The following is an 18,393-nucleotide window of genomic DNA, read 5'->3' as shown; positions in this document are numbered from 1 at the left end:
GCGCCCGAACCCTGTGGACGGCGGTGGACGGGACTCGCACCGGAGCCACCGTTACGCTTTCATTTACGCAAGGCCGGCAGGGTCCTCGGTAAGTGCAGCGTAACCCTGTGCGGCCCCGCGGCCCGCCTTCCAGCCCTTCCGGGCTCGAAGGCGGCCCGGGCGGCACGGGATCCGAGGGATCGATGGCGGGATCTTCGAAGAGCGGTTCTCCGCGCCCGGTAACGGAGCGGGGGGCCCTCCGGCCTGTGCCGGTCGTCAAGTGGGCCGCGGTGGCGGGCATCGCGCTCGCGGCGGCCAATTGCGCCGGACCGACGCCCAAGAACCTGGCGGTGCGCAGTGGCGGCCGCGAGATCGATCCGAAATACGGCGTCGCCGCGAGCCCGCGGCTCTACGGCGAGAACGACAAGATCCCCAAGGGCGGCGGCCGGCAGATGACCGGCAAGCCCTACGTGGTGGCCGGCCGCACCTACGTGCCGCGCCAGGATGCCCGGGGCTACGTGCGCGAGGGCCTGGCCTCCTGGTACGGCACCGCCTTCCACGGCCGCCAGACCGCCAACGGCGAGATCTTCGACCGCTTCTCGGTCGCCGCAGCCCACCCGACCCTGCCGCTGCCGAGCTATGCCCGGGTCACCAACCTGCAGAACGGCCACTCGATGGTGGTGCGGGTCAACGACCGCGGGCCCTACCACGCCGACCGGCTGATGGACGTGTCGCAGGCGGTGGCCGAGGCCCTGGATTTCCGCCGCCGCGGCACCACGAAGGTCCGGGTCGAGTATGTCGGCAAGGCCTCGGTCGGCGGCAGCGACGACCGCAAGCTGATGGCGACCCTGCGCACCGACGGGACGCCGGCCGGCTCGCCGATGGGCGCCAACATCATGGTGGCGGATGCGGGCGAGGACGCGAAGCCCTTCGCGTTCCGCCAGCCTGAAGCGGAGCCGGTGCGGCCGATCGTCGAGAAGCCGCGGGTCGTCGCGCCGGTGCAGGTCGCCGAGGCCGAGCCGGAGATCCGCCGCCCGGTGCGCCAGCCTGCGCCGGTCCGGCTGGCCGAGGCACCGGCGAGGCCCGTCCCGGCGCCGGTCCGGGCCGTCGCTCCGGCGCCCGTCCGCATGGCCGCCATCGAGGGCCTGAATCCCGGCCTCGCCGCGCCCCGCGCTGCCAAGCCTGCCTCCATGCCTGCCTCGATGCCGGCGCACGCGCAGCAGGCGCCCGCCGCCCCGGCCCGCCGCCCGGCCCCGCCGAGCCAGGCCCTGGCCTATGCCGGCCACCCCGCGACCGACCGCGCCTCGCTCGCCCAGGCGATGCATGCCGCAGCCGGGCCGGCCAAGGGGAAGGCCGCGCAGACGACGATCATCGCGAAGACCGGCCCGCTGCCGATCGCGCCGCCGCTCCGCCTCGCCGGCGCCCAGAAGGGCGACCGGGAGGATGCCAAGCCGACCGGCCACAAGCCCGGTGCACCGCCGCGGTCGAAGGTGGCGGGGATGTATTGAGGGCCGGGGCGGCCTCCGGCCGTGGGATAGCGGAGGTCACCGGTATCCCACCCATAACCTCATCCTGAGGTGCGAACGCAGTGAGCCTCGAAGGAGGGCTCCAGAAATCTCCGAGATTCCTGGAGCCCTCCTTCGAGGTTAGTCGATTTTCAATCGACTAACACCTCAGGATGAGGTCGCGGGTGGGATGAATCGATGGATGTGGGCGGGCGGCGCGGTTCTGCCAGCCTCGGCAGCACCGTGACACCACATTGTCGTCTCGCCGCCTTCCACACCCGAAACGGTTCCCCATCCCGCACTGCGGCACAGGCGCGGTTGCGCGGGCCCGAGCGGAGCGGCAAAGTGCAGCAAACGTCCCGGCCGGCAGGTGTCCCGATCGGCCGGGGTTTCGAGCGGTAGCGGCAAGGCGGCAGGTTCATGCGTGTGACAGCGACCACCGGAGCGGGCAGGGCGCTTGCGCGCCGGGCCGCCGCCCTGGCCCTGGCGGCCTTCCTCGGGGCCCAGCTGGCGGCTTCCGACGCACGCGCGCAAGCCGCCCAGAATCCCGCCTTCCAGACGCTCGCGCCGCACGCGATCCTGATCGATGCCGATACCGGCGCGGTCCTGTTCGAGAAAGGCGCCGACGAGCCGTTCTCGCCGGCCAGCATGGCCAAGCTGATGACCGTCGAGGTGCTGTTCGACGAGATGCGCAAGGGCAAGCTCGGCCCCGACACCGAGTTCACCATCAGCGAGAATGCCTGGCGCCGCGGCGGGGCCGGGGGCGGCGGCTCGTCGATGTTCGCCCAGCTCAACAGCAAGGTGAAGCTGCCCGACCTGCTGCGCGGCATCGTCGTGCAATCCGGCAACGACGCGGCGATCGCCGCGGCCGAGGGCGTCGCCGGCACCGAGGACAACTTCGCCCAGATCATGAACCGGCACGCGAAGGAGATCGGGCTCGAGCGCTCGACCTTCCGCAACGCCACCGGCTACTCGGCTCCCGACCAGAAGGTGACGGCCCGCGACATGGCCCGGCTCGCCATCCACCTGATCGAGGCCTATCCGGAGAACTACAAGCTCTTCGCCGAGCGCGAATTCACCTGGAACAAGATCCGCCAGCAGAACCGCAACCCGCTGCTCGCCCTCGACATCGGCGCCGACGGGCTGAAGACCGGCTACCTCGAGGAATCCGGCTACGGCCTGACCGGCTCGGCGGTGCAGAACGGCCAGCGCCTGGTCCTGGTGGTGAGCGGCCTCAAGACCGCCCGCGACCGCGCCGCGGAGTCGCGCAAGCTGATCGAATGGGGCTTTCGCGCCTTCGAGGCGCGCCAGGTCTTCAATGCCGGCGAGACCGTGGCGGAGGCCGAGACCTTCGGGGGCGAGAAGGGCCGGGTGCCCCTCGTCACGAGGAAGCCGGTGCGCCTGATGCTGCCGCGGGGCAACAGCGACCGGCTGGTGGCGCGGGCGACCTACCAGGGCCCGCTGACCGCCCCGGTGGAGGAGGGCCGCGAGGTCGGCCGGCTCAAGGTCACCCGCGGCGAGCAGGTGGTGCTCGACATGCCGCTCTACACCGCCGAAGCGGTGCCCGCCGGCACCATGACCCAGCGCGCCCTCGACGCGGCCATGGAGGTCGGCACCGGCTGGTTCCGCCAGGCCCTCAGCCGGATCACCAGCAAGTCGTGAGCGAGGCTCCCACGACGGCAGGGTGCTTCATCACCTTCGAGGGCGGCGAGGGCGCCGGCAAGTCGACCCAGATCGCGCGCCTCGCGACCTGGCTGCGCACCGGCGCGGACGGCCCCCGCGAGGTGGTGACCACCCGCGAGCCCGGCGGCTCGCCCCGGGCCGAGCGGATCCGCGGCGCGGTGCTGTCGGGCATCGCCAAGCCCTACGGCCCCTTCGCCGAGGCGCTGCTGTTCGCCGCCGCCCGCCTCGACCACCTCGCGACCCTGATTCGCCCGGGCCTCGCCCGCGGCGCGATCGTGCTGTGCGACCGCTTCAGCGATTCGACCCGGGCCTATCAGGGCGCCGCCGGCGGGGTCGATGCCGAGACCCTGGCCGCCCTGGAGCGGGTGGTGGTGGGGGCGACCCGGCCCGACCTGACCCTGATCCTCGACCTTCCCCCCGAGATCGGGCTCGCCCGGGCGCGCCGGCGCGACCGCGCCCAGGGCCCCGACCGGTTCGAGGCCGAGGCGTTGAGCTTCCACCAGCGCCTGCGGGCGGCCTTCCTCGCCATCGCGGCGGCCGAGCCGGCGCGCTGCGTCGTCATCGATGCGCAAGACGCGCCCGACGCCGTCGCGCAGGCGATCCGCGCGGCGGTGGCGTCGCGCCTGCCGCACCTCGTCCGGGATCACTCCGATGCCGCCTGAGACGAGAGACGACGACCTCGAACCGGGCGAGATCCCGGGCGTGCCGCGCCCGCGCGAGCAGACCGACCTCCTCGGCCAGGAGGCGGCCGAGCGGGCGTTCCGCGAGGCGATCGGCGCCGGACGGCTGCACCATGCCTGGCTCATCGGCGGCCCGAAGGGCATCGGCAAGGCGACGCTCGCCTTCCGGGTCGCCCGCCATCTCCTCGCCCGCGGCGACGGGGCGGGAACGCCCGACAGCCTGGCGCTGCCGCCCGGCCACACGGTCGCGCGCCAGGTCGCCGGCCTGTCGCACCCCAACCTCGTGCTGCTGCGCCGCCAGAAGGCGCCGGGAGCCAAGACCGTGCCGACCCAGATCGGCGTCGACGCGGCGCGCCGCGCCCTCCATCTCTTCTCGGCCACCTCGGCCGATGCGGGCTACCGGATCTGCATCGTCGACTGCGCCGACGAACTGAACCTCGCCAGCGCCAACGCGCTCCTGAAGGTGATCGAGGAGCCGCCGCCGCGCTCGCTGTTCCTGATCGTCAGCCACGCCCCCGGGCGCCTGCTCCCCACCATCCGCTCGCGCTGCCGCCGCCTCGCCCTCAAGCCCCTGGCGACCGGGGAGGTGGCCCGGGTGCTGCGGAGCCTCGGACCGCAGCAGGCCGGCAGACCGCCGGAGCTGATCGAGCGGGCGGCGTCCTTGAGCGAGGGCTCGGTCGCCCGCGCCCTCGACCTCCTCGATCCCGACACGATCGGGGTGGTCGACGAGGTCGAGTCGCTGATGGACCAGGGCGACCGGCCGGATTGGCGCCGGGCCCTGAAGCTCGCCGAACGGCTTGCCGGCCGCGACGCCGACGGGCTCTACGTCACCGCCCTCGACACGGTGCAACGCCGCCTCGCCGCCGAGATCGAGCACCGCCAGGGCGAGCCACCCTCCCGCCTCGCGGCTTTGGCCGATGCCGCCGAGCGCGCCGCCAAGGCCGCCCGGGAGGCGCAGGTCTACAACCTCGACCGGCGGCCGGTGGTGCTGTCCCTGTTCGGCCTCTGAAGCCCCATGCGCCTCTTCCCGCTCTCCGACCTGCATCTCGAGCGCCGGCCGCTGGCCGCCGTGCCGCCCCCGAGCCAACCCTTCGACGTGATGGTCTGCGCCGGCGACGTCTGGGAGGGCGAGCCGGAACGGGGGCTCTCCGCGCTGCTGCATCTCGCCGGCGAGCGGCCGGTGGTGCTGGTGCCGGGCAACCACGAGCGCTACGCGCCGGCCGGCGATCCCCGCACCGCCCCGGACCTGCTGGCGGCGCTCCGGGCCGGGGTGGAGGCGATCAACCGGGAGGCCTCCCGCGAGCGCGTGGTGCTGCTCGAAGGCGGCGAGGCTCGCGTCATCGACGGCGTGCGCTTCGTCGGCGCCACCCTGTGGAGCGACTGGCGGCTCGCCGGGCGCTGGCTGTCGCCCGACACCCCCGACCGGCCCGACGACCCGGTGGCCTATGCCGCCGCCCACATGACCGATCCGGCGACCGGCTCGCGGGAATACCGGGCGATCCGCCGGGGCGACGGCACGCCCTGGACGCCGCAGGCCGCGATGGAGGCCCACGCCGCCGACCGGGCCGCCCTGATGGCGGCTTTCGCACGGCCGCATCCGGGCCCGACCGTCGCGGTCACCCACCACCCGCCGATCGCGGAGGCCGCCGACCGGTTTCGCGACGCCCCCGGCGTGCCCTGGTGGGTGCCGGCCTTCTACGCCACCACCCTGCTCGCCGACCTGCCCGATGCCCACCGGCCGGCCCTCTGGATCTCCGGCCACTTCCACGCCGCCCACGACCTCGCGCTGTACGGCACGCGCTGCCTGTCCAACCCGGTCGAGGGCCGCAGCTTCGATCCGGAGCAGGTGGCGGCGGTTCCGGCCTGAGACGGGAATCCGGGGGGCCCTAAGGCACAGGTTGGCGTCGCGCCGCCGCGCCCCATCATGACCCGTCTCGGCGGAGGATGCGGATCATGAACGGCTTCCTGGCGGTGGTGCTGATCTGCGCCAACACGGTCCCGGTGCAGGAGTGCGAGGAGGCCAATGCCACCGACGTGTTCAAGACCAAGGTCGCGAGCGAGATCGGCTGCGCGACGGGCTGGCAGGAGATCATCGCCCGCTCGGAGGTCCGCGAGGGGGTGGGGCGGACGGCCTACCTGAAGACGCTCTGCCGGCGAGTGAAGACGGGCGGGTGACGGGCCGCCGCTACCGGTCGTGCTTGATGTAGGCGAAGCGCGGGTCGCTCGGCGTGCCCTCCAGCGCCCCTCCCTCCAGCCCCGGCTGCCAGCCGACCACCTCCTCGATCTTCCTCGCCAACGCAAAATCCTTCTCGGTCAGGCCCTTGGCCGAGTGGGTGGTGAGCCGCACCTCGACCCAGGCGTAAGAAGCGGTGAGGTCCGGGTGGTGCCAGGCCGCCTCGGCGAGGTGGCCGACGGTGTTGATCACCATCAGGGTGCCCTTCCAGCTGTTCGTCCGGTAGGTGCGGGTGATCCAGCCGTCGGCCTCCGTCCAGGCCGGCAGGTCGGCGAGGCGGGCGGCGATCGCGTCGGGGCTGAGAACCTGGTCTTTCGGCATGGCGTCGTCATCGTCCCGACGAGAGTACAAGTGACCGCGGCGGCGGACCCGCCCAGGGTGCGGCCTCACGCGCCGACGCGCAAGCGGTGGACGCCGCCGACCGCACCGCCTACCTCTCTCGGCGACAACGGTCGGCACCCAGGCCGGACGAACCGGCCGGACAGGAGGAGGGGGCCCATGCTCTCACGGCGCGGATTGATGGCGGCGGCCGGGCTGTGGCCGCTCGCCCTCCGGGGGGCCGCAGGCCAGACGACCTCCGCGCAGGCCAGCCTGAAGGTCGGATTGCTGCCGTTCGGCACCGTCTCGTGGGAGGCGGCGGTGATCAAGGCGGAGGGGATCGACGCGGCCGAGGGGCTGTCCCTCGAGGGCGTGCGGCTCGCCGGGAGCGACGCCGCCCGCATCGCCTTCCAGGGCGGCCAGGTCGACACCATCGTCTCCGACCTGCTCTGGGCCGCGCGCCTGCGGGCGGAGGGCCGGGCGGTGAAGTTCCTGCCCTATTCCTCGACCGAGGGCGCCCTGATGGTGCCGGGAGGCAGCGCCCTGCGCTCGGTGGCCGATCTCGCCGGCAAGCGCCTCGGGGTGGCGGGAGGCCCGCTCGACAAGAACTGGCTGCTCCTGCGGGCCCGCGCCCGCGAGAAGGACGGGCTCGACCTGGAGCGCGCGGCCCAACCCGTCTTCGGCGCGCCGCCGCTCCTGATGCGCAAGCTCGAATCGGGCGAGCTCGACGCCGCGCTCCTGTACTGGACCTTCTGCGCCCGGCTCGAGGCGCGGGGCTTCCGCCGCCTGATCGGCGCCGACGGCATCGCCGAGGCCTTCGGGGTCACGGGCCCGATCGCGCTCCTCGGCTACGTCTTCGACGAGGCGCTGCTGCAGCGCCAGCCCCACACCGTGGCGGGCTTCGCCCGGGCCTCGTCCAAGGCCAAGCAGGCGCTCGCCGCGAACGATGCGGCCTGGGCGCCCGTGCGCCCGCTGATGGCGGCGGAGGACGAGGCGACCTACGCCACCCTCAAGCGTGCCTTCCTGGAGGGCATCCCGCGCCGGAAGGCGGCGGCCGAGCGCGCGGATGCCGAACGCCTCTACGCGGTGCTGGCGCGGCTCGGCGGCGAGCGCCTGGTCGGCGCGGCCACGACCCTGCCGGAGGGGCTGTACTGGGATGGCGGGCCGAATGGCTGAGCGACACGGCAGGCCCTCTCCGGCGCACAGGGTCACGCTCATTCCCTCCCGCCCGCGACCTCATCCTGAGGTGTCGGTCGATCGACGATCGACTGACCTCGAAGGAGGGTTCCAGACATCCCTGCGATCCCTGGAGCCCTCCTTCGAGGCTATGCGATCTCCGATCGCCCAGCACCTCAGGATGAGGTCGCGGGTGGGAGAGGCGAGGGTGGAACGGGTCGGCCGCCCGATCGTGAGGCGGCTCGCTTGACGGCCCTCCTCGCCCGCCTCGGATCCCTCGTCCTGCTGCTGGCCTGCTGGTGGCTGGCGAGCCGCGTCGTCGATCCCCGCACCCTGCCGTCGCCGGAGGCGGTGGCGGCCTTCGTGGCGCGGGAGGCGGCCTCCGGCGACCTCCTGCGCAACATCGGCATCACGCTGTGGCGGGTCGTCGCCTCGTTCTGCCTCGCCATGGCGACGGGGGCGGTGCTCGGCATCGCGCTTGGCCGCTCGCGAACCGCCGACCAGCTCCTCGACACGCCGCTGCTCGTGCTCCTCAACACCCCGGCGCTGATCATCACGGTGCTCGCCTATATCTGGCTCGGCCTGACCGAGACCGCGGCGATCCTGGCGGTGGCGCTCAACAAGATGCCGAACGTCGCGGTGATCCTGCGCGAGGGCGCCCGCGGGCTCGATCCGGGCCTCGAGGAGATGGCCCAGGCCTTCCGGTACGACCGCCGCACCTGGATCCGCCACGTGCTCCTGCCCCAGCTCGAACCCTTCGCGGTGGCGGCCGCCCGCTCCGGCGTGTCGCTCGCCTGGAAGATCGTGCTGGTGGTCGAGCTGCTCGGCCGGCCGAACGGCGTCGGCTACGCCATCTCGTATTATTTCCAGCTCTTCGACGTCGCGGCGCTGATCGGCTACAGCCTCGTGTTCAGCGCGGTGATGCTGGCGGTCGACGCCCTGCTGCTCCAGCCCTCGACGCCCGGGCCCGCCGATGGCGCTGACCGATACCCTCCTCACCCTGACGGTCCGCCGCAAGGTCTACCGCCCGGACGGGGCCGAGCCGGTCGAGGCGGTGCGCGACCTCGCCGTCACGGTCCGGGCGGGGGAAACGCTCTGCCTGATCGGCCCGTCGGGGGCGGGCAAGACCACCACCCTGCGCATCCTGCTCGGCCTCGACCGCGATTTCGAGGGCGCGCTCGCCACCCGCCCGGATTTGCGCATCGGCATGGTGTTCCAGGAGCCGCGGCTGCTGCCCTGGCGGACCGTCGAGGAGAACGTGCGCCTCTCCCTGCCGCGGGGCGAGCGCGGGCAGGGCCTGGACGCCCTGTTCGAGGAACTCGGCCTCGGCCCCTGGCGCGGGCGCTACCCCCGGGCGCTGTCGCTCGGCATGGCCCGGCGGGTCGCGCTCGCTCGCGCCCTCGCCCTGGCGCCGGGCCTCCTCGTCCTCGACGAGCCCTTCGTCTCCCTCGACGACGCCGCGGCGGCCTCGTTGCGCGCGGCGGTGTTCGGCAGCGCGGCCTCCCGCGGCGCGGCGGTGCTGATGGTGACCCACAACGTGCCCGAGGCGCTCGCCGTGGCCGACCGGCTGCTGCTGCTCTCCGGCCGCCCGGCGAGCCTGGTGGCGGACGTGCCGATCCGGACGCCCAGGGCCGGGCGCGGGCGCGACTGGATGGAGGCGATGCGGCGGGACCTCTCGGCAAAGTATCCCGGAACGGTCGCGGAGGGGTGACGCGAAGCGGGCAGGGGTTGCACCCGGATCGCTCCTCGCCGGCCCACCCGGCTGCTACAGCACGGGCAAAGCCATAAGATTCGAGGACGCGCCCGTGCCGACCCCAGCGATGCCCGCCGACGGGCTCGATTCCACTGCCTCGTGGCGCCGCCTCGTCGTCGCCGTGCTGCTCTCCACCATCGGGGGCGTCGGCATGTGGTCGGTGGTGGTGGTTCTGCCCGCCGTGCAGGCGGAGTTCGGCGCCGCCCGGGGGGCCGCCGCCTTGCCCTACACCCTCACGATGGTCGGCTTCGCCTTCGGCGGCGTGCTGATGGGCAAGCTCGCCGACCGGTTCGGCATCCTGGCGCCGCTGGTGCTCGGCGGGATCTGCCTGTTCCTCGGCTACGGCGCCACCGCGCTCTCGACCAGCCTGTGGCAGTTCGCGCTGGCGCACGGGATCCTGATCGGGCTCCTCGGCTCGTCCGCCGCCTTCGGGCCCCTGATGGCCGACATCTCGCTGTGGTTCGCGCGCCGGCGCGGCATCGCGGTCTCGGTCTGCGCCGCGGGCAACTACCTCGCCGGCACGATCTGGCCGCCGCTCGTCCAGCACGCGGTGTCGGATTACGGCTGGCGCGCCACGCAAGCCGGCATCGGCCTGTTCTGCCTCGCCACGATGCTGCCGCTCGCCCTGCTGATGCGCCGGCGCCCGCCGGTCCAGGCGGTGGAACGCGTCCGGCCTTCGGGGGCGGGCGGCACGCTCGGCCTGCCGCCTTCCGTCCTCCAGGGACTGCTGGTCGTGGCGGGGCTCGCCTGCTGCGTCGCCATGTCGATGCCGCAGGTCCACATCGTCGCCTATTGCGGCGATCTCGGCTACGGCGTCGCCCGCGGCGCCGAGATGCTGTCCCTGATGCTCGGCTTCGGCATCGTCAGCCGGATCGCCTCGGGCTTCCTCGCCGACCGGATCGGGGGCTTGCCGACCTTGCTGGTCGGCTCGGTGCTCCAGGGCGTGGCGCTGCTGCTCTACCTCGCCTTCGACGGGCTGACCTCGCTCTACGTGATCTCGGCCCTGTTCGGCCTGTTCCAGGGCGGCATCGTCCCGGCCTACGCGATCATCGTGCGCGAGCTGTTCCCGGCGAGCGAGGCCGGCGGCCGGGTCGGCGTCGTCCTGATGGCGACCCTGTTCGGCATGGCGCTCGGCGGCTGGCTGTCGGGCGTGATCTTCGATCTCAGCGGCTCCTACGCGGCGGCCTTCGCCAACGGAATCGGCTGGAACCTGCTCAACGTCGCGATCTCGCTCTGGCTGGTGCAGCGCCGGGCGGGGCAGGGGCGGCAGGCGCTGGCCTGAAGGACGACAGACCAGGCCAGTCGAGGCCCGGATCATCTCGGCGACACTGCGTCAGGAACCCGTCGGGGCGCCGGACGTTCGAAGTACGGTGCAGTCCAACCGGGCGGGATCGCCAATCCAGGGTCGGTCCGACCCCGCCGCTCGTGTGATCTCGGCACCACGGTGCGAAATGTCACCGCGGCGTCGCACCCCCGTGTTTACCGTTTTCTCAACCGACACGCTTCGGGAACGCAACTCTTCGAGCCTTGGCGACTTATCCATGGCAAGAGAGAGCGGCCCCGGAGCGACGTCGCCGGACGTGCCGCACGGCCTTCAACCGATGGGATCACCGATCATGCGTGCGCGTTCCTGCGCCCGACTGCCCCTGCTCGCCGTTCTGGCCGCCCTGGCCACGGCCGGCGCCCCGCTCTGCGCGAGCGCCGCACCCGCGGTCGACAAGGCGCCGAAGGCCGCAGCGGCCCCCGCCCGCGACGTCGCCGCGACGGCGAGCGTGACCGCGCCCGCCACGGAGGCCGACGACGCCCAGTGCTCGACCTCGCGCAAGAAGCTGTTCGTCGACGGCGAAGGCTGGATCGTGCGGCGGGTGACGATCTGCCGGTGATCGCATCGGACCGACCTGTTTTTGAGGCCCGTCTCGGTGAGGCGGGCCTTCGTCGTTCGAGGCAACGCTTCGTTTCGCATCGTGCCCGGCTCGACCCAACGGTCTTGAACCTCTCAGGGTCATTCCGGGGCCGCGACAGCGGAGCCCGGGCTCCAGACACTCAGGAGTTCCAGGAGACAACGAAACGGTCTCCGCTTCATTCAACACCATCCGCGGTTCTGGATTCCGGGCTCCGCTACGCGGCCCCGGAATGACGCGGAGGGGATGAAACCTCGCCGGCCCGATCGGGCAAGTTCAGGCAAACACGAAGAAAGGGCGCCCGCAGCCTCCGCCGCGGGCGCCCCTCTTGATTCCATCATCCTCGACTCAGTGGGTCGCGGTGTCCCGGTCGTCGAAGATGTCCCGGTCCTTGGTCTCGGGCACCAGCAGCAGGCCGAGCACGAAGGTCATCAGCGCGATGACGATCGGGTACCAGAGGCCGTAATAGATGTCGCCGGTCTGGGCCACCATCGCGAAGGCGGTGGCGGGCAGCAGGCCGCCGAACCAGCCGTTGCCGATATGGTAGGGCAGGGACATCGAGGTGTAGCGGATCCGGGTCGGGAACAGCTCGACCAGGGCCGCGGCGATCGGGCCGTAGACCATCGTGACGAAGAGCACGAGGACGAAGAGCAGCCCGATCACGCCGGCCACCTGCGGCCGGAAGATGTCGAACGGGTTCGCCATCTTGACGACCTGCGCGTCGCCCGCCTTCGGGTAGCCCGCCGCCTGGAGCGCGGTCGCCGCCGCCTTGTTGAACTCCACCGCCGGGGCGCCCGCCGCGAACGGGACCTCGGTGCCGTTGATCCGCACGACCGTCGGCTGGCCGGCCGGCGCGGCCTCGGTGGCGTAGCGCACCGAGGACTTGGCCAGGTAGTCGCGGGCCAGATCGCACGGCGCCGAGAACACCCGGGTGCCGACGGGGTTGAACAGGCTGCCGCACTGGGCCGGATCGGCCACCACGGTCACCTTGACGGTCTCGATCGCCTTCTCGAGGGCCGGGTTGGCGAGCGTGGTGATCTGCTTGAACACCGGGAAGAAGCTCAGCGCCGCGATCAGGCAGCCGGCCAGGATGATCGGCTTACGGCCGATCTTGTCCGAGAGCCAGCCGAACACCACGAAGAAGCCGGTGCCTAGCAGCAGCGCCCAGGCGATCAGGAGGTTCGCGGTATAGCCGTCGACCTTCAGGATCGATTGCAGGAAGAACAGGGCGTAGAACTGGCCCGTGTACCAGACCACGCCCTGGCCGGCGACGAGGCCGAGCAGCGCGATGAGAGCGATCTTGGCATTGCGCCACTGGCCGAAGGCCTCGGTCAGCGGAGCCTTCGAGGTCTTGCCCTCTTCCTTCATGCGCTGGAAGGCCGGCGATTCGCTGAGCTGGAGACGGATCCAGAGCGAGATGCCGAGCAAGAGCACCGAGACCAGGAACGGGATGCGCCAGCCCCATTCGGCGAAGGCGGCCTCGCCGGTGAAGGAGCGCACCGCCAGGATCACCACCAGCGACAGGAACAGGCCGAGCGTCGCGGTCGTCTGGATCCAGCTGGTGTAGAAGCCGCGCCGTCCCTGCGGGGCATGCTCGGCGACGTAGGTCGCGGCACCCCCGTACTCGCCGCCGAGGGCGAGGCCTTGCGCGAGGCGCAGCACGATCAGGATGATCGGCGCCGCGATGCCGATCTGCGCGGCGTTGGGCAGGATGCCGACGATGAAGGTCGACAGGCCCATGATCAGGATGGTGACGAGGAAGGTGTATTTGCGCCCGACGATGTCGCCGACGCGCCCGAACACCAGGGCGCCGAACGGCCGCACCAGGAAGCCCGCCGCGAAGGCGAGCAGCGCGAAGATGTCCCGGGTCGCCGGCGGGTAGGACGAGAAGAACTGCGCGCCGATGATGCCGGCGAGCGAACCGTAGAGGTAGAAGTCGTACCACTCGAAGACGGTGCCGAGGGAGGAGGCCAGGATGACCTTCTTCTCCTCGCGCGTCATCGGGCGCGCGGCATCGCCGGCTTTCCCGAGGGCGGCTGAGCTTGCCATGGGGGGGTGTCCTCCTCTTGGGGAGCGTTTCCATCAGGGACGCGCCGCCCGCGCGAATCTTCGCCGCGTCGGGATCGTCGCGTTGGGTGTGAACCGGGTGTGCGGCGGCGCCTGTCGCCGGGCAGGGGGATTGAAACCGCCCGCTCGCACGTAATCCGCCGCTGACACGAATCGTTAAGCCAGCCGTGCCTCGCAGCCCATCCGACAATTCGTCGTGAGACTTAGGTCGTGAGACTTCTGTAGGGGATGGGCATGGCGGAGCGCGAGTGGTCCAATCGGATCGGAAACAGATTCCGGAAGCAAAAACAATCTCATCTCGAATGATTAGAATCGCCGATTTACTTACAATTTTATACGTATAATAATTCATGCAAACTACATGCGGATATTCGATTATCTAACTTGAATCGCGAGCAACTCTCGAAACACCAACCAGCGACAGTGGCGCTCACAAGCATCCGCACTCTGCCACGGCTGGCGCGGCTCTCCATGGGGAACGAGGATGCCCCACCCGGCATTGATCCCTGCTAATGCCGGGAGCCGGGAAGACACATCATGCGTCGCGACCTGATCGTCCTCACCCTCGCCGCCACCCTGGTGGGTGCCGGCGCCGAGGCGCAGCCGTTGCGCGGCCCCGGGGGCCCGGGCGCGCGTTCCCATGTCGCGGTCGCGCCGGTTCAGGGCGGTCGCGCGGCGATCTACGACATCCGCGGGCGGCACGGCCGGGGCGGAGCGTTTCACGGCCGGCGGCTCGCCGCCTATGGCGGCACCACCTTCGCCGCGCCGCTGGGCCTCTACGGCGCGAACGGCGTCCTCGAACCCGGCCTCGTCGCCGAGCCGTATTTCAAGCTGCCGCGGCCGAGCGAGCTGGTGCCGTCCGCCTGGGGCGAGGGCACCTACGGCGTCCCGACCGTCGCCGGCATCCCGCCCCAGCCGAAGGCCGATCCGGTCCTCTACGTCATCAATGGCGGCGAGCGCCAGGTCGGCGGCGCCCGGGTGGTGTCGGTCCAGGCGCCGCGGCGATAGAGGCACACCGCGGCGGTAGGACGCAGGACCCGGCATGGCGCCCGCGGGCACGGTCGCGGGCGCTCGCCTGCCGGGTTGCGATTTGTTATGCCGTGGCGGTGATGCCGACCTCGCACCCCGCTCCGATCCCGCAGAGCCGGATCCCCGCTCGCATCGGGCGGCCGGGCGCTTGCGCGAACCGATGAGGCTGCGCGCCGACGGTCCCGCTCCGGCCGACGCCGCCTCGCCCGATCGGGACGAGGCCGCCACCTTGCGCCGGGAGGTCGAGACCTTGCGCCGGGCGCTCGCCGAGCGCGACGCGTTCCTGGCCGGCGTGGCGCACGAATTGCGCAACCCGATGACCCCGATCCTCGGCCAGGTCGAGCGCCTGCTGGCGACCGCCGAGCGCGAGGCGCCGGAGGGACGGGTGGCGCAGGGGCTGGTGCAGCTGCGCTGGCTCGTCGAGCGCTATGTCCGCCGGGCGACGACCCTCCTCGACGTGTCCCGGGTCCAGGCCGGGCAGCTCGCCTTGCTCGCCGCCCCCGTGCCGCTGGCCGAGGTGGTGGAGGAGGTGGTGGCGTCCCTGCGCCCGATGGCGGCCCATGCCGGCAGCGCGATCACCGTCACGGTGCCGGACGACCTGGTGCTGTCCTGCGAGCGCCTCGCCCTCGACCAGATCCTCGACAACCTGGTCACCAACGCGATCAAGTACGGCGACGGCAGCGCGATCACGGTCTCCGGCCTGCGGGACGGTGCCGTGGCGCGGATCCGGGTGAGCGACCGCGGCATCGGCATCGCGCCGTCCGACCAGGCCCGGATCTTCGAGCGCTTCGAGCGGGCGGTGGGGGATCCGAGCCAGGCGCCGGCCGGCTTCGGGGTCGGCCTGTGGCTGGTGCGCCGCCTCGCCGAGGCGATGGAGGGCGGCGTCGCCCTCGACAGTCGCCCTGGCGAAGGCGCGACCTTCACGGTAACGCTTCCCCTCCACGCGTAAGGCGATCGACGATCGCGAACAGCCTCAGAGCCGGCGAGAGAGTACGACATGACGGGGGCGGAACCCAGCATGGGACAGGCCGGGGCCTATGGCGAGCTGGAGCGGGTTCCGACGGGAATCGCCGGCCTCGACGACATCCTCGGCGGCGGGCTGTTCCGCGGCGGCGTCTACATCGTCCAGGGCACGCCGGGTTCGGGCAAGACCATCTTCGGCAACCACGCCTGCTACACGCATGCCGGCGCCTCGCCGGAGAACCGGGCGCTCTACGTCACGCTGCTCGCCGAGAGCCATGCGCGGATGCTCGGCCACATCGCGCCGCTCGGCTTCTTCCGGGCCGGCCTGATCCCCGACCGGATCACCTACTTGAGCGCCTTCCGTACCCTCCAGGACGAGGGGCTGGCCGGCCTCCTGACCCTGCTGCGCCGGGAGATCGCGGTGCGCGAGGCGAGCCTCGTCGTCCTCGACGGCCTGGTGGCGGCGGAGGAGACCGCCGCCTCGACCCTCGAATTCAAGACCTTCATCCACGAATTGCAGACCCAGGCCGCCGCCACCGGCGTCACCGCGCTCCTCCTCACCAGCGCCTCGGCCGGGGCCGACCTGGTGGCGGCCGAGCACACGATGGTGGACGGCCTCATCGCCCTGTCGAGCCGGCAGACCGGCTGGCGGGCGGAGCGCGCGCTGGAGGTGCGCAAGTTCCGCGGCAGCGGCTTCCTGCGCGGGCATCACAGCTTTCGCATCACCGAAGACGGAATCCGGGTGTTTCCGCGCATCGAGGCCCGGTTGCGGCTGCCGAGCCGGCGCGACCACGTCGAGGGGCCCCCGCTCGCCAGCGGGTCGCCCGCCCTCGACGCGATGCTGGGCGGCGGCCTGCCGCGCCACTCCACGACCCTCGTCGGCGGTCCCTCGGGCATCGGCAAGACCACGCTCGGCCTGCAATTCCTCGGCGCCGACCCGGAGGCGCCGGGCCTGCTGTGCGGCTTCTACGAGAGCGCGGCGGCGATCCGCGCCAAGGCGCGGGCCCTCGACCTGCCGGTCGCCGGGATGATCGAGGACGGCCGGGTCGGGGTCCTGTGGCAGCCCGCCACCGAGGGGCTGATCGACGAGATCTGCACCGATCTCCTGGGGACGATCCGGAACCGGGGGGTCCGGCGCGTGTTCATCGACGGTCTGGACGCGATGTGTCGGATCGCAGGAGATCAGGACCGGATCGTCCGCATCTTCGCCGCCCTCACGGCGGAGTTCAGGGCGCTGGGCGTGACGGCGATGTACACCCGGGAGACCGACCTGCGCGGCACCTTCCTCGACGCTCCCTCGGGCGCCCCCTCCCTGCGGCAGACCTCCAGCGTCGCCGAGAACGTCGTGCTGATGCGCGCCTGCGTGCTGCGGTCCGGCATCCACCGCCTGGTCGCCGTCGCCAAGGCCCGGGACGCCCGGATCGATCCGCGCCTGCGGGTCTTCGACATCCGCCCCGGCGGCCTCTCGATCGACGACGGACCGGAGCGGGCCGAGGCGATCCTGGCCGACCGCGACGCATCGAGCCACGGCGGGGAGTAGGCCCGTGGCGACGGTGCTCATCGTGGACGACGAGTTCGGCATCGCCGAATTGCTGGACGCGGTCCTGTCCGACGACGGCCATACGGTGGCCACCGCCGCCAACGGCCGGCAGGGCCTCGCCCGCGTCGCCGCCGCCCGGCCCGACCTGATCTTCCTCGACTTCATGATGCCGGTGATGGACGGGCCGGCGATGCTGGCCGCCCTCGTCGGCGATCCGGAGACGCGCGGCATCCCGGTCGTGCTCATGAGCTCGATGCCGGAAGCCACCGTGCGGGAGCGCGCCGCGGGCCACGCCGCCTTCCTGCGCAAGCCGTTCCGGATCCGGCAGGTCCACGACCTCGTGGCGGCCCTGCTGCCGGGCGCTCCGAAGACAGTTGACTGAGTCAATCATCTCGGCGACCCTGCCGTCCTGGACGGGAGGCGGGTCGATGGTGCGCGAGAGTATGGTCGATGCGGCGATGGTCGCGGACATGCGGGCCTTCGGCCGGTTCTACACCCGGCAGATCGGCCTTCTGGAGGAGGGGCTGCACCGCAGCGCCTTCTCGCTCACCGAGGCGCGGGTGCTCTACGAGCTCGCCCATCGCGACGGCCTGACCGCCTCGGTGCTGGGCCAGGATCTCGGCCTCGATGCGGGCTATCTCAGCCGGCTGCTCAAGCGCTTCGAGGAGCAGGGCCTCCTGACCCGCCGGACCGCCGCCGGCGACGGGCGGCGCCAGGTCCTCGCCCTGACGCCCGGGGGCCAGGCCGCCTTCGCGCCACTGAACGAGGCGTCGCGGGCGGAGGTCGAGGCGCTGCTGGCGCGGCTGCCCTCCGCCGACCGGTCGGCCCTGGTCGGCGCGATGGCGCGGGTGCGCCGGCTCCTCGGCGATCGCCCGGAGGACCCGGCGATCGTGAGGGACCTGCGGCCCGGCGACATCGGCTGGATCGCCCACCGCCAGGGCCTGCTCTACGCCACCGAATACGGCTTCGACCTGACCTTCGAGGCGCTGGTGGCGGAGATCCTGGCCGGGTTCGTGCGCGACTTCGATCCGGCGCGGGCCGGGGCCTGGATCGCCGAGCAGGCGGGCGAGGTGACGGGCAGCGTGTTCCTGGCGCCGGCTTCCGAAACCGTGGGAAAGCTGCGCCTGCTCTATGTCGAGCCCTCGGCGCGCGGCCAGGGCCTCGGCCGGCGCCTGACCGCGGCCTGCATCGCGGGCGCCCGGGCGCGCGGCTACACCCAGCTCACGTTGTGGACCAACGACGTGCTCACGGCCGCCCGGCGGATCTACGCCGAGGCGGGATTTCGCCTGGTCGAGAGCGCGCCGCACCGCTCGTTCGGGCAGGACCTGGTCGGGGAGACCTGGGTGCTGGATCTGTCGTCGTCGGCCCAGCAGTTCTGACATCCGCCGAGTCATCCCGGGGCCGCGCAGCGGAGCCCGGGATCCAGACACACAGGTTATCCAGGATGAAGCGAGACGTGCTCCGCTCTATTCTGCACGATCAGCGGTTCTGGATCCCGGGCTCCGCTACGCGGCCCCGGGATGACCCTGAGTGGTGTCGACCCAAGAGCCCATTCTGCAAGCCGTC

Annotated in this window: 17 protein-coding genes and 1 pseudogene; 16 read left to right on the top strand and 2 right to left on the bottom strand. The window is 72.1% G+C overall.

Annotated features, from left to right (window positions below; translation table 11 throughout):
- The first annotated feature begins 182 nt into the window (after positions 1–182).
- The 6 genes from F1D61_RS12780 (at position 183) to F1D61_RS12760 (ending at position 6,022) form a co-directional block, all read left to right on the top strand.
- Positions 183–1,487 (top strand): septal ring lytic transglycosylase RlpA family protein, encoded by a 1,305-nt coding sequence (locus tag F1D61_RS12780; protein WP_203158336.1) that lies wholly within the window; start codon positions 183–185, stop codon positions 1,485–1,487.
- A gap of 417 nt (positions 1,488–1,904) precedes the next feature.
- Complete coding sequence (locus F1D61_RS34145; protein WP_246775849.1) at positions 1,905–3,146, top strand: D-alanyl-D-alanine carboxypeptidase family protein; 1,242 nt, start codon at positions 1,905–1,907, stop codon at positions 3,144–3,146.
- Positions 3,143–3,829 carry a dTMP kinase gene (tmk, locus tag F1D61_RS34140; protein WP_246775848.1) on the top strand — a complete coding sequence of 229 codons (687 nt, stop codon included), beginning with the start codon at positions 3,143–3,145 and terminating at the stop codon, positions 3,827–3,829. Before F1D61_RS34145 ends, tmk begins: the two co-directional genes overlap by 4 nt.
- Positions 3,819–4,856: a DNA polymerase III subunit delta' gene (locus F1D61_RS12770; protein ID WP_203158332.1), complete on the top strand. Its 1,038-nt coding sequence runs from the start codon at positions 3,819–3,821 to the stop codon at positions 4,854–4,856. The genes tmk and F1D61_RS12770 overlap by 11 nt, the downstream gene beginning before the upstream one ends.
- A gap of 6 nt (positions 4,857–4,862) precedes the next feature.
- On the top strand, positions 4,863–5,714 hold the full coding sequence (locus tag F1D61_RS12765; protein WP_203158330.1) for a metallophosphoesterase: 852 nt from the start codon (positions 4,863–4,865) through the stop codon (positions 5,712–5,714).
- An 86-nt stretch (positions 5,715–5,800) separates the two neighbouring features.
- Complete coding sequence (locus F1D61_RS12760; RefSeq protein WP_203158328.1) at positions 5,801–6,022, top strand: hypothetical protein; 222 nt, start codon at positions 5,801–5,803, stop codon at positions 6,020–6,022.
- A 10-nt stretch (positions 6,023–6,032) separates the two neighbouring features.
- On the opposite strand, the gene F1D61_RS12755 is transcribed toward F1D61_RS12760, so the two are convergent.
- Positions 6,033–6,401: a 4a-hydroxytetrahydrobiopterin dehydratase gene (locus F1D61_RS12755; protein ID WP_203158326.1), complete on the bottom strand. Its 369-nt coding sequence runs from the start codon at positions 6,399–6,401 to the stop codon at positions 6,033–6,035.
- Positions 6,402–6,578: 177 nt separating this feature from the next.
- Here F1D61_RS12755 and F1D61_RS12750 point away from each other — a divergent pair, with 177 nt between their 5' ends.
- The 5 genes and pseudogenes from F1D61_RS12750 to F1D61_RS12735 all read left to right on the top strand — a co-directional run bounded on the left by F1D61_RS12750 (position 6,579) and on the right by F1D61_RS12735 (position 11,210).
- Entirely contained in the window at positions 6,579–7,574 is a 996-nt protein-coding gene (locus F1D61_RS12750) for an ABC transporter substrate-binding protein (RefSeq protein WP_203158324.1), read from the top strand.
- A 246-nt stretch (positions 7,575–7,820) separates the two neighbouring features.
- Positions 7,821–8,557 (top strand): annotated as a pseudogene (locus tag F1D61_RS34135) (ABC transporter permease).
- Positions 8,548–9,285 carry an ATP-binding cassette domain-containing protein gene (locus F1D61_RS34130; protein ID WP_246775847.1) on the top strand — a complete coding sequence of 246 codons (738 nt, stop codon included), beginning with the start codon at positions 8,548–8,550 and terminating at the stop codon, positions 9,283–9,285. The pseudogene F1D61_RS34135 and the gene F1D61_RS34130 overlap by 10 nt, the downstream one beginning before the upstream one ends.
- 109 nt (positions 9,286–9,394) lie before the next feature.
- Positions 9,395–10,609, top strand: coding sequence for an MFS transporter (locus F1D61_RS12740; protein WP_203159044.1), 1,215 nt, complete (start codon positions 9,395–9,397; stop codon positions 10,607–10,609).
- A 334-nt stretch (positions 10,610–10,943) separates the two neighbouring features.
- Complete coding sequence (locus tag F1D61_RS12735) at positions 10,944–11,210, top strand: hypothetical protein (protein ID WP_203158323.1); 267 nt, start codon at positions 10,944–10,946, stop codon at positions 11,208–11,210.
- A gap of 366 nt (positions 11,211–11,576) precedes the next feature.
- Here the strand turns inward: F1D61_RS12735 and F1D61_RS12730 are convergent, their stop codons facing one another.
- The gene (locus F1D61_RS12730; RefSeq protein ID WP_203159043.1) at positions 11,577–13,229 is read right to left on the bottom strand and encodes an MFS transporter; all 1,653 of its coding nucleotides are present in this window, start codon (positions 13,227–13,229) and stop codon (positions 11,577–11,579) included.
- A 603-nt stretch (positions 13,230–13,832) separates the two neighbouring features.
- On the opposite strand from F1D61_RS12730, the gene F1D61_RS12725 reads away from it, so the two are divergent.
- From F1D61_RS12725 to F1D61_RS12705, 5 genes are all read left to right on the top strand, one after another.
- On the top strand, positions 13,833–14,303 hold the full coding sequence (locus F1D61_RS12725) for a hypothetical protein (RefSeq protein ID WP_203158321.1): 471 nt from the start codon (positions 13,833–13,835) through the stop codon (positions 14,301–14,303).
- 181 nt (positions 14,304–14,484) lie between these two features.
- Positions 14,485–15,273 (top strand): sensor histidine kinase, encoded by a 789-nt coding sequence (locus F1D61_RS12720; RefSeq protein WP_203158319.1) that lies wholly within the window; start codon positions 14,485–14,487, stop codon positions 15,271–15,273.
- Between the two features lie 48 nt (positions 15,274–15,321).
- Positions 15,322–16,827: an RAD55 family ATPase gene (locus tag F1D61_RS12715; protein WP_203158317.1), complete on the top strand. Its 1,506-nt coding sequence runs from the start codon at positions 15,322–15,324 to the stop codon at positions 16,825–16,827.
- A 4-nt stretch (positions 16,828–16,831) separates the two neighbouring features.
- On the top strand, positions 16,832–17,209 hold the full coding sequence (locus F1D61_RS12710; RefSeq protein WP_203158315.1) for a response regulator: 378 nt from the start codon (positions 16,832–16,834) through the stop codon (positions 17,207–17,209).
- A gap of 46 nt (positions 17,210–17,255) precedes the next feature.
- Positions 17,256–18,206, top strand: coding sequence for a bifunctional helix-turn-helix transcriptional regulator/GNAT family N-acetyltransferase (locus F1D61_RS12705; protein WP_203158313.1), 951 nt, complete (start codon positions 17,256–17,258; stop codon positions 18,204–18,206).
- Positions 18,207–18,393 lie beyond the last annotated feature (187 nt).

The sequence above is a fragment of the Methylobacterium aquaticum genome (genome assembly GCF_016804325.1).
GTDB lineage: Bacteria > Pseudomonadota > Alphaproteobacteria > Rhizobiales > Beijerinckiaceae > Methylobacterium > Methylobacterium aquaticum_C.
The sequence above is the reverse complement of the archived record's forward strand: the minus strand, read 5'-3'. Positions and strand labels throughout refer to the sequence as shown.

Coding starts and splice junctions, on each gene's coding strand:
- F1D61_RS12735 (WP_203158323.1), top strand. CDS start 10,944: ATGCGTGCGCGTTCCTGCGCCCGACTGCCCCTGCTCGCCGTTCTGGCC.
- F1D61_RS12725 (WP_203158321.1), top strand. CDS start 13,833: ATGCGTCGCGACCTGATCGTCCTCACCCTCGCCGCCACCCTGGTGGGT.
- F1D61_RS12770 (WP_203158332.1), top strand. CDS start 3,819: ATGCCGCCTGAGACGAGAGACGACGACCTCGAACCGGGCGAGATCCCG.
- F1D61_RS34130 (WP_246775847.1), top strand. CDS start 8,548: ATGGCGCTGACCGATACCCTCCTCACCCTGACGGTCCGCCGCAAGGTC.
- F1D61_RS12780 (WP_203158336.1), top strand. CDS start 183: ATGGCGGGATCTTCGAAGAGCGGTTCTCCGCGCCCGGTAACGGAGCGG.
- F1D61_RS12760 (WP_203158328.1), top strand. CDS start 5,801: ATGAACGGCTTCCTGGCGGTGGTGCTGATCTGCGCCAACACGGTCCCG.
- F1D61_RS12765 (WP_203158330.1), top strand. CDS start 4,863: ATGCGCCTCTTCCCGCTCTCCGACCTGCATCTCGAGCGCCGGCCGCTG.
- F1D61_RS34145 (WP_246775849.1), top strand. CDS start 1,905: ATGCGTGTGACAGCGACCACCGGAGCGGGCAGGGCGCTTGCGCGCCGG.
- F1D61_RS12740 (WP_203159044.1), top strand. CDS start 9,395: ATGCCCGCCGACGGGCTCGATTCCACTGCCTCGTGGCGCCGCCTCGTC.
- F1D61_RS12720 (WP_203158319.1), top strand. CDS start 14,485: ATGAGGCTGCGCGCCGACGGTCCCGCTCCGGCCGACGCCGCCTCGCCC.
- F1D61_RS12715 (WP_203158317.1), top strand. CDS start 15,322: ATGACGGGGGCGGAACCCAGCATGGGACAGGCCGGGGCCTATGGCGAG.
- F1D61_RS12755 (WP_203158326.1), bottom strand. CDS start 6,401: ATGCCGAAAGACCAGGTTCTCAGCCCCGACGCGATCGCCGCCCGCCTC.
- F1D61_RS12730 (WP_203159043.1), bottom strand. CDS start 13,229: ATGACGCGCGAGGAGAAGAAGGTCATCCTGGCCTCCTCCCTCGGCACC.
- F1D61_RS12750 (WP_203158324.1), top strand. CDS start 6,579: ATGCTCTCACGGCGCGGATTGATGGCGGCGGCCGGGCTGTGGCCGCTC.
- F1D61_RS12705 (WP_203158313.1), top strand. CDS start 17,256: ATGGTGCGCGAGAGTATGGTCGATGCGGCGATGGTCGCGGACATGCGG.